This window comes from Waltera acetigignens, from assembly GCF_025567015.1.
GTDB classification, from domain to species: Bacteria; Bacillota; Clostridia; order Lachnospirales; family Lachnospiraceae; genus Acetatifactor; species Acetatifactor acetigignens.
In genome coordinates this window covers 34,393-41,957 of record NZ_JAOQJO010000026.1, presented here as the reverse complement: position 1 = coordinate 41,957, position 7,565 = coordinate 34,393, and the positions used below count along the sequence as shown (strand labels likewise).

Genomic DNA, 7,565 nt, shown 5'->3' with positions numbered 1-7,565 from the left:
ATCCCTTATGAACGGATGTGGCCGGACGGAATCTGCCGCATATCGGACAGCCACTACACAAAGACCATTCAGTTTCAGGACATCAACTATCAGCTCTCCCAAAACGAAGATAAGACGGCAATCTTTGAGGGTTGGTGTGATTTCCTCAATTATTTTGACAGCTCGATTCATTTCCAGCTGTCTTTTTTGAACCTTGCAGCATCGGAGGAGACCTTTGCTAACTCCATTTCCATCCCGCCCCAGAGGGATGCCTTTGACAGTATCCGCGAGGAATACACCACAATGCTGCAAAATCAGCTGGCCAGAGGTAACAACGGTCTCATCAAGACCAAATACCTGACCTTTGGTATCGACGCAGACAGCATCAAAGCCGCCAAGCCCCGTCTGGAGCGTATTGAGACCGATATACTTAATAACTTCAAGCGTCTTGGTGTAGCTGCCAGAACGCTGGACGGTAAAGAAAGGCTTTTTCAGCTTCATGCGGTATTCCACATGGATGAACAACTCCCGTTTCAGTTTGAATGGGACTGGCTGGCTCCTTCCGGTCTGTCCACCAAGGATTTTATTGCACCAAGCTCCTTTGAGTTCCGCACCGGAAAGCAGTTCCGTATGGGTAAGAAATACGGAGCTGTTTCTTTTTTGCAGATCCTCGCACCGGAACTGAATGACCGTTTGCTGGCTGATTTTCTGGATATGGAAAGCTCGCTCATTGTGAGTATGCACATTCAGTCGGTGGATCAGGTGAAAGCCATCAAAACGGTAAAGCGGAAGATTACCGACCTGGACCGCAGCAAGATCGAGGAACAGAAAAAAGCAGTCCGTGCCGGATACGACATGGACATCATTCCATCTGACCTTGCTACCTACGGCAGTGAAGCGAAAAAACTCTTGCAGGATTTGCAGAGCCGCAACGAGAGAATGTTCCTTTTGACCTTTCTGGTGCTGAACACAGCGGACAATCCCCGTCAGCTTGGCAACAACATCTTTCAGGCAGGCTCTATTGCCCAGAAGTATAACTGTCAGCTGACCAGGCTGGACTTCCAGCAGGAAGAAGGGCTGATGAGCTGTCTGCCTCTGGGTCTCAATCAGATTGAGATTCAGCGAGGACTGACCACCAGTTCCACAGCTATCTTTGTGCCCTTTACTACGCAGGAACTGTTCCAGAATGGGAAAGAAGCCCTGTACTACGGCATCAATGCTCTGTCCAACAACCTCATCATGGTGGACAGAAAGCTGCTGAAAAACCCCAACGGTCTGATTCTGGGTACGCCGGGTTCCGGTAAGTCCTTCAGCGCAAAACGAGAAATTGCCAACTGTTTTTTGCTTACCAGCGATGATGTAATTATCTGTGACCCGGAAGCGGAGTACGCACCTCTTGTTGAGCGTCTGCATGGGCAGGTCATCAAGATCTCACCTACTTCAACCAACTATATCAATCCGATGGATCTGAATCTGGACTATTCGGATGATGAAAGCCCGCTGTCACTCAAGTCTGATTTTATCCTCAGCTTGTGTGAGCTGATCGTGGGCGGTAAGGAGGGCTTGCAGCCGGTGCAGAAAACCATTATTGACCGTTGTGTACGGCTGGTTTACAACGAATATCTCAATGACCCAAAGCCAGAGAATATGCCGATTTTGGAGGACCTTTATAACTTGCTGCGGGAGCAGGAAGAAAAAGAAGCTCAGTACATTGCAACGGCATTGGAAATCTATGTAACGGGTTCGTTGAATGTGTTCAATCATCAGAGCAATGTGGACATTGATAACCGGATTGTCTGCTATGACATCAAGGAACTGGGCAAGCAGCTTAAAAAAATCGGTATGCTGGTGGTACAGGATCAGGTGTGGAACCGCGTTACCATCAACCGTGCCGCCCACAAGTCCACCCGTTACTACATCGACGAGATGCACCTGCTTTTGAAGGAAGAGCAGACCGCCGCCTATACGGTGGAAATCTGGAAGCGATTCAGAAAATGGGGCGGTATTCCGACAGGTATCACCCAGAATGTCAAAGACCTTTTGAGCAGCCGCGAGGTAGAGAACATCTTTGAAAATTCCGACTTCGTGTATATGCTCAACCAGGCAGGCGGAGACCGTCAGATCCTCGCCAAGCAGCTGGGCATTTCCACGCACCAGCTTAGCTATGTGACCCACTCCGGTGAGGGCGAGGGCCTGCTGTTTTATGGCTCTACAATCCTGCCGTTTGTGGATCACTTCCCGAAGAACACCGAGCTTTACCGCATTATGACTACCAAACCCCAGGAACTGAAAAAGAAGGAGGATGAATGATGATGAATCCCAACATTTTGAATAAAAATCCGCTGATGTTTTTTGACAGGGCGGTAAATGCCCAGCGCAGCCAGCTGCTTACGGTCATGGCCGATGCGGTAAGTGAGTGCCGCACGGCGGCAGATCAGGCAGCCGAACTGAATGAGACCGGTCAGGTGGGGCTTCTCCGTCTGGCAGAGGTCTGGAGCGCCATTCGTGCTAAAGAAGGTATGGGCGGCCTGATTCTGGAAGGAACAGAGGCGAAGATCCTGTCCGATGTGGTGGCACAGTTTTATGCCTACCTGTCCGGCTGTATGTTCAACGATCCTGTGGGAATGGCCATTTATGCAGAGCTGCACTACATGATGTCCTCCCTCATGCTGGGAGAATGGTTTGAATAAAGAGCCGCGCCTGCGCTTTACTGATGAGGAACAGTCTGATCCTGCACTGGAAAAGCCGATCCGTAAAGCGGAGAAAGCTGCGGTCAGAGCAGATAAGGCGCAGGCCAATATCCCAAAGAAAAAGGTCAGGCAGACGGTCATTGACCCGGATACCGGAAAAAAGACCTCGAAGCTGACCTTTGAGGACAAGAAAAAGCCACCTTCCAAAGTTTCTCAAGGAGTCAGGGAAGCTCCCGTCCATCTGGTCGCAGGCAAGCTCCACAAAGAGATCCGGGAAACAGAGCAGGACAATGTGGGCGTGGAAAGCGCCCACAAGTCCGAGGAAGCGGTGGAGACCGGCGCTTATCTGGTGCGGGAGGGCTATCGCAGCCACAAGCTGAAGCCGTACCGCAAAGCAGCCCAGGCAGAGCGTCAACTGGAAAAGGCAAATGTAAATGTTCTGTACCAGAAATCTTTGCAGGAAAATCCCCAGTTTGCCAGCAACCCTCTTTCCCGCTGGCAGCAAAAACAGGCCATCAAAAAGCAGTATGCCGCCGCCAAACACGCCGGTCAGACTGCCGGAAATACCGCCCAGGCTGCATCCAAAACCGGAAAAGCCGCAAGGACGGTAAAAGAAAAGGTACAGAAGGCAGGGGCATTCGTCATGCGCCACAAGAAGGGTTTCCTGATGGCAGGGGTTTTGTTCCTCATTACCTGTATGCTGATGAATACCATGTCCTCCTGCTCCATGATGGCGCAGAGCATCGGTTCCGTTCTCTCCGGCACCACCTATCCGTCGGATGACCCGGAAATGCTGGCGGTGGAGGCAGATTATGCAGCCAGAGAAGCCCAGTTGCAGGAGGAAATCGACAACATAGAAAGCAGCCACCCAGGGTATGACGAGTATCGCTACGACCTTGGTATGATCGGTCATGACCCTCATGAGCTGGCAGCATTTCTGTCTGCCGTTTTGCAAGGCTACACCCGGCAGAGCGCTCAGGCAGAGCTGGCGCGTGTGTTTGCAGCACAGTATCAGCTGACGCTTACTGAGGAAGTGGAGATTCGCTACCGCACGGAGACCTCCACCGACCCGGAGACCGGCGAGACCACCTCAGAAGAAGTCCCCTACGAGTATTACATTTTGAATGTGAAACTCACCAGCAAGCCCATTTCCGCTGTGGCGTCGGAGATTCTGACCCCGGAGCAGATGGAAATGTATCAGGTCTACCGACAGACCATGGGCAATAAGCCGTTGTTGTTTGGCGGCGGTTCCCCTGATACCAGCGGCTCGGAAGATCTGTCCGGTGTGCAGTTCATTAACGGTACCCGCCCCGGCAATCCTCAGCTGGTGGAACTGGCCAAGCGTCAGGTGGGCAATGTGGGCGGCTATCCTTATTGGAGCTGGTATGGCTTTGACAGTCGCGTGGAGTGGTGCGCCTGCTTTGTATCCTGGTGTTATAACCAGGCTGGAAAAAGTGAACCGCGCTTTGCAGGCTGTGAGTGGCAGGGCGTTCCGTGGTTCCAGTCTCATGGACAATGGGGTGCAAGAGGCTATAACAATCTGGCTCCCGGAGATGCAATTTTCTTTGATTGGGATTTGGATGGGACAGCAGACCATGTGGGTATCGTGATCGGTACGGATGGCAGCCGTGTTTATACGGTGGAGGGAAATTCCGGCGATGCCTGCAAAATCAAAAGTTATGACCTGAATTATCAAAGTATTAAGGGCTACGGCCTGATGAACTGGTAACAGACTTTGTGGAAAGGAGTGAACGGTTATGGCAAAAAACAAAATTGAGCGCATTGACCAGGAGATTACAAAGGTCCGCGAGAAGATCGCAGAGTACCAGGAAAAGCTCAAGGCGCTGGAAGCACAGAAAACCGAGGCAGAGAATCTGGAGATCGTTCAGATGGTTCGTGCGTTACGCATGACTCCAGCACAGCTGAACGCTATGCTTTCCGGTGGAATGAACCACGGCAGAGATACAGCACTGTCGGAATCAAATAATCAGGAGGCTACCGCTTATGAAGAATAAAAGAATTTGCAAAACACTTTCCGCCCTTTGCCTGACAATGGTTGTGGCATTTGGCTTTACGATCCCTGCTTTCGCACAGGGGTCAGAACAGGCTCCGGCGGCACCGGTAGAGGATTCTACCAATGACAGCAATGTGATTGTGGAAGAAGCAGAACCGGCACCGGCACTTACACCAGATGGCAATGCCGCTCTGGTGGATGATTTTGGTGGCAATAAGCAGCTCATTACCGTTACCACCAAGGCTGGCAACTATTTTTACATTTTGATCGACAGGGCTAATGAGGACAAGGAGACTGCTGTTCACTTTCTGAATCAGGTGGACGATGCAGACCTTGCGGCGCTGATGGAAGATGGAAAACCCAAAGAGGAGATGCCTGCGGTATGCAGCTGTTCAACAAAATGTGAAGCAGGGGCAGTCAATACGGCCTGCCCGGTCTGCGCAACTGATAAGAGTAAATGTACGGGCAAAGCACCGGAACCTCCGGCAGAAACATCGGAGCCGGAAAAGGAGAAGCCTGCCGGATTGAACCCGGCTGCGATAGTCCTTTTGCTGGCTCTGCTGGGAGGCGGTGGCGTATTTGCCTACTTGAAGCTCGTTAAGAACAAGCCTAAGACCAAGGGCAATGACAGTCTGGACGATTATGATTATGGCGAGGAGGATTCCGAGGAATGGGAAACCGAGGATGAGGAGTCGGACGAGCCGGACGCTGACGGGGGCAGCACAGAAGAAGATGATGAGGACAGTGTGAAATGACCCGATTCACAGACAGTCCCTATGAACGCATGATGACACGCAGGCCGGAGGGCGGGAAGGAAACTTCCCGTCCTCCTTCTTTACCCCACAGCCACCCCTGCTATGGTTGCGGGAATTATGGAAGACCCTGCGTAGGTATCTGTCACCGGGAAATGTCCCGATGGCTCAAAGAGAGGAGGAACCATCATGGCTCAACATAAATTGGTAATTGCCGAAAAACCATCAGTTGCCCAGAATTTGGCGGCTGTGATCGGCGCAACCGTCCGTAAGGACGGGTATCTGGAGGGCAACGGCTGGCGTGTCAGCTGGTGCGTGGGCCACCTGGCCGGTCTTGCGGATGCAGACAGCTATGACCCAAAGTATGCCAAGTGGCGATATGATGATCTGCCTATCCTGCCGGAACATTGGCAGATGGTGGTAGGAAAAGATAAGAAAAAGCAGTTTGATATTCTCAAAAAGCTGATGAATGCCCCGGATGTGACGGAAGTGGTAAATGCCTGTGATGCCGGACGCGAGGGCGAGATGATCTTCCGCAGCGTCTATGAGCTGGCAGGTTGCAAGAAGCCGATGAAAAGGCTCTGGATTTCTTCGATGGAGGACTCCGCCATAAGGGAAGGCTTTGCAAACCTGCGCCCCAGTGCGGACTATGACGGACTTCGAGATGCTGCCCTCTGCCGTGCCAAGGCCGACTGGCTGGTGGGAATCAATGCCACAAGGCTTTTTTCCGTGCTGTATCACCGTACCCTCAACATCGGGCGCGTGATGTCCCCAACACTGGCGCTTATTGTCCAGCGAGAAGCTGAGATCGACACCTTTCAGCCGATTCCCTTTTATACCGTGGCGCTGGAGCTGCCCGGTCTTACCGTATCCGGGGAGCGCATGGCGAATAAGGCCGCTGCCGAGCAGCTGAAAGAAGCCTGTCAGGGTGCAAATGTCACAATCAAAAAGGTGGAGTGCAAGGAAAAGTCCGAAAAGCCGCCTGCCCTCTATGACCTGACTACCCTGCAAAGAGATGCCAACCGCCTGCTTGGATTTACAGCCCAGCAGACCCTGGACTATCTACAAAGCCTGTATGAAAAGAAGCTCTGCACCTATCCCCGTACTGACAGCCGCTATCTGACTGGTGATATGGCAGACAGCCTGCCGGTGCTGGTGAATCTGGTTGCCAGTGCTATGCCGTTTCGCAAAGGGATCGCCATTACCTGTGATCCGCATACGGTCATCAACGATAAGAAAGTAACCGACCATCACGCAGTAATCCCTACCAGAAATCTCAAGGATGCAGACCTTTCTGCCCTTCCTGCGGGAGAAAAAGCGGTGCTGGAGCTGGTGGCCCTGCGTCTGATGTGCGCCGTAGCCCAGCCCCATATCTATTCGGAAACTGTTGTGATTGCAGCGTGTGCCGGTGGGGAGTTTACCACAAAAGGAAAAACGGTGAAGCATCCCGGATGGAAAGCACTGGAGGACGCTTACCGTGCCAAAATGAAGGATGCAGAGCCGAAAAAAGAGGGCGCAGAGAAAGCCCTGCCGGAGCTGACCGAAGGACAGACCCTTTCGGTTGCTGCGGCAATCGTCAAAGAAGGCAAAAGCAGTCCGCCTCAGCACTTTACGGAGGATACCTTGTTGTCCGCAATGGAGACTGCCGGAAAAGAGAATATGCCGGAGGACGCCGAGCGAAAAGGTCTGGGGACACCGGCCACCCGTGCCGGTATTTTGGAAAAGCTGGTATCTGCCGGTTTTCTGGAACGAAAAAAGAGCAGGAAAACGGTGCAGCTTCTCCCTTCCCACGATGCAGTTTCCCTGATCACAGTGCTGCCGGAACAACTGCAATCGCCGCTTCTGACTGCCGAGTGGGAGTACCGCCTGGGCGAGATCGAGCGCGGGCAGCTTGCCCCGGAGGAGTTTTTAGACGGGATCAGCACCATGCTGAAAGATCTGGTGGGGACTTATCAGGTCATCAAGGGAACTGAGTATCTGTTCACTCCGCCCCGTGAGGTGGTGGGCAAATGCCCTCGCTGCGGCGGTGAAGTTGCAGAACTGCAAAAAGGCTTCTTCTGTCAGAATGATTCTTGCAAATTTGCAATCTGGAAAAACAACAAATGGTGGGCTGCCAAGAAAAAACAGCCG

Annotated in this window: 7 protein-coding genes; all 7 read left to right on the top strand. The window is 52.4% G+C overall.

Annotation, left to right across the window (positions count from 1 at the left end; all coding sequences use genetic code 11):
- Positions 1-2,289 (top strand): VirB4-like conjugal transfer ATPase, CD1110 family (locus OCV96_RS18390; protein ID WP_262595110.1); only part of this gene is annotated, 2,289 nt, incomplete at its 5' end.
- Positions 2,289-2,669: a DUF3851 domain-containing protein gene (locus OCV96_RS18385; protein ID WP_009322011.1), complete on the top strand. Its 381-nt coding sequence runs from the start codon at positions 2,289-2,291 to the stop codon at positions 2,667-2,669. The genes OCV96_RS18390 and OCV96_RS18385, both read left to right, overlap by 1 nt.
- On the top strand, positions 2,662-4,398 hold the full coding sequence (locus OCV96_RS18380; RefSeq protein WP_262595109.1) for a C40 family peptidase: 1,737 nt from the start codon (positions 2,662-2,664) through the stop codon (positions 4,396-4,398). Before OCV96_RS18385 ends, OCV96_RS18380 begins: the two co-directional genes overlap by 8 nt.
- Positions 4,399-4,426: 28 nt before the next feature.
- Entirely contained in the window at positions 4,427-4,684 is a 258-nt protein-coding gene (locus OCV96_RS18375) for a DUF4315 family protein (protein WP_004797801.1), read from the top strand.
- Positions 4,674-5,438 carry a DUF4366 domain-containing protein gene (locus OCV96_RS18370; protein WP_262595108.1) on the top strand — a complete coding sequence of 255 codons (765 nt, stop codon included), beginning with the start codon at positions 4,674-4,676 and terminating at the stop codon, positions 5,436-5,438. Before OCV96_RS18375 ends, OCV96_RS18370 begins: the two co-directional genes overlap by 11 nt.
- Positions 5,435-5,638, top strand: coding sequence for a hypothetical protein (locus OCV96_RS18365; protein ID WP_009003368.1), 204 nt, complete (start codon positions 5,435-5,437; stop codon positions 5,636-5,638). Before OCV96_RS18370 ends, OCV96_RS18365 begins: the two co-directional genes overlap by 4 nt.
- On the top strand, positions 5,625-7,565 hold a 1,941-nt coding region (locus OCV96_RS18360; RefSeq protein WP_262595107.1), incomplete at its 3' end, for a DNA topoisomerase 3. The genes OCV96_RS18365 and OCV96_RS18360, both read left to right, overlap by 14 nt.